The organism is Rhodococcus sp. MurmanLake-1, assembly GCF_056945715.1.
In genome coordinates, this window is record NZ_JBWZNF010000049.1 from 1 (window position 1) to 1,589 (window position 1,589).

The 1,589-nt window shown below is 39.3% G+C and carries 1 protein-coding gene; it reads left to right on the forward strand.

The window, feature by feature from the left end:
* Positions 1 to 1,589: phospho-sugar mutase (locus tag AC2ETI_RS32510; RefSeq protein ID WP_483635041.1), on the forward strand; the 1,589-nt coding region annotated here is incomplete at both ends.

A 1,589-nucleotide genomic window follows, 5' to 3' on the forward strand; every position in this document is an offset into this window, starting at 1 on the left:
ATGAATTGGAAACAAGAATTTAGTCGCTGGCTTTCTTACGCACAATTAGATGCAGAATTAAAAGAACAGCTAGAAAATATGAAGCAAGATGAGAAGAAAATCGAGGATAGCTTTTATAAAAATCTAGAGTTTGGCACAGGTGGTATGCGTGGTGAACTTGGTGCTGGTACGAACCGTTTAAACGTATATACAGTTCGTAAAGCAACAAAAGGATTAGCAAGCTTTATTGAAAAATTAGGTGAGGAAGCGAAAAAACGCGGTGTTGTTGTAGCCTATGATTCTCGTCATAAATCACCTGAGTTCGCAATGGAAGTTGCTGCTACACTTGGGGCACGCGGTATCACAACATATGTGTTTGAAAGCTTACGTCCAACGCCAGTACTTTCTTTCGCAGTTCGTCATTTACATACAGTAAGTGGAATCGTTCTTACGGCAAGCCATAATCCACCTGAATATAACGGATACAAAGTATACGGTGAAGATGGTGGACAGTTACCTCCAAAAGAAGCAGATGAGTTAATTAGCTACGTAAATGCAGTAGAAGATGAATTAACAGTTGAAGTCGCTGATGTAGAGCAATTAAAAGCTGACGGTTTATTACATATTATTGGACAAGAAGTAGATGATGCATATGCTGCAGAATTGAACAATGTCATCATTAATAAAGAAATGGTGCAAAAGGTCGGCAAAGACTTAAAAATCGTCTTTACACCATTACACGGAACATCAAATATTTCTGTACGCCGTGGTTTAAAAGAAGTTGGATTTACAGATGTGACAGTTGTAAAAGAGCAAGAGTTACCAGATCCAAACTTCTCTACAGTAAAATCACCGAACCCAGAAGAGCACGCAGCGTTTGAGTATGCCATTCGTGACGGTGAAAAGGTAGGCGCAGATGTATTAATCGCAACTGATCCTGACGCAGATCGTCTAGGTGTAGCGGTGCGCAATCATAATGGTGAGTTCCAAGTATTAACAGGAAACCAAACAGGTGCATTAATGCTTGATTACTTACTATCTCAAAAGAAAGAAAACGGAACGCTTCCGGAGAACGGTGTCGTATTAAAAACAATCGTAACGTCTGAGATTGGCCGTACAATTGCGAAAGCATACGGTTTAGATACAGTTGATACGTTAACGGGATTTAAATTTATAGGTGAGAAAATTAGGCAGTATGAAGAAAGCGGACAATATGAATTCCAATTCGGTTATGAGGAAAGCTATGGTTATTTAATCCGCCCATTCTGCCGTGATAAAGATGCAGTACAATCTGTCCTATTTGCATGTGAAGTAGCTGCATACTACAAATCACAAGGGAAAACGTTATATGACGGTCTATTAGAAGTATTTGAGAAGTACGGTTTCTTCCGTGAAGACCTTGTATCGTTAACGTTAAAAGGAAAAGATGGAGCTGAAAAAATCCAAGAGATGATGGCAACGTTCCGTGAGAATCCGCCGAAAGAAGTAGCGGGCTTAACAGTCGTAGCAGTTGAAGACTACAAAGCAAGCATCGTTACATCTTTACAAGATGGACATAAAGAAGAGATTCACTTACCGAAATCAAATGTGTTAAAATATCAATTAGAGGA